The organism is Gluconobacter sp. P1D12_c, from assembly GCF_018812105.1.
GTDB classification, from domain to species: domain Bacteria; phylum Pseudomonadota; class Alphaproteobacteria; order Acetobacterales; family Acetobacteraceae; genus Gluconobacter; species Gluconobacter oxydans_A.
Genome location: NZ_JACSIQ010000146.1, coordinates 1 through 637, shown reverse-complemented (window position 1 = coordinate 637; position 637 = coordinate 1). Strand labels below are relative to the sequence as shown.

At 56.1% G+C, this 637-nt stretch carries 2 protein-coding genes; one reads left to right on the top strand and one right to left on the bottom strand.

The genetic code is table 11. The features are described from left to right. Positions 1-266: Tn3 family transposase (locus KP705_RS16030; protein WP_215764956.1), on the top strand; the 266-nt coding region annotated here is incomplete at its 5' end. 4 nt (positions 267-270) lie between these two features. Here the strand turns inward: KP705_RS16030 and KP705_RS16025 are convergent. After that, positions 271-597, bottom strand: coding sequence for a plasmid recombination protein (locus tag KP705_RS16025; protein ID WP_252348427.1), 327 nt, complete (start codon positions 595-597; stop codon positions 271-273). Between the last annotated feature and the right edge of the window lie 40 nt (positions 598-637).

The window sequence follows — 637 nt, the reverse complement described above, 5'->3', positions numbered from 1 at the left end:
ATCAGGCTTATCGAGCGTCAGGTTTAAACCTGCTGGTGGCAGCGGTTATCCTATGGAATACGCGCTATCTTCAGTCTGCCATCGCAACGCTCGGCATTTCCGATGACCTGGCGCGGCATATTGCACCCCTCGGCTGGGAGCATATCTCTCTGACAGGGGACTATCGCTGGAATGTCGATGAGCAGCCCGAAGCGGGCGCGTTACGTCCGCTTCGGGTGCCTGCATCCCTGCTTGTCGCTTGMACCCCAATGCTGGCGGKTCTGTAGGTGTTCACCCTAAGCGTACGTAAAATACACTTTCGTGTCGTGACCCCAAATACGCCTCCTGGTCAGCGTTCCGGTTCTCGAACGCGCCAGGTGAGGACGTGACCAGGTATTCGATGCACTGGACGGCGTTCTTGCGGATCTTCTCAGGTAGCGCCTTCTCGAACGCGATCATGCCCTGTTTGACGTTCTGCGGCCCGATCAGGTCATTGTCTGGCGTTCTCGTGGCGTCAGCGTTTGGCGTATCCTGCTCTCGGTAGGCGTGCTTCATGGACGCCCTGACGGACTTGGGCGATTTGAGTTTCTGAACCCGAAGAATGGCGAATTTTGACATGGTGTTTCAGCCCCCTTTTTTCAAAAGGTGGACTTACTAC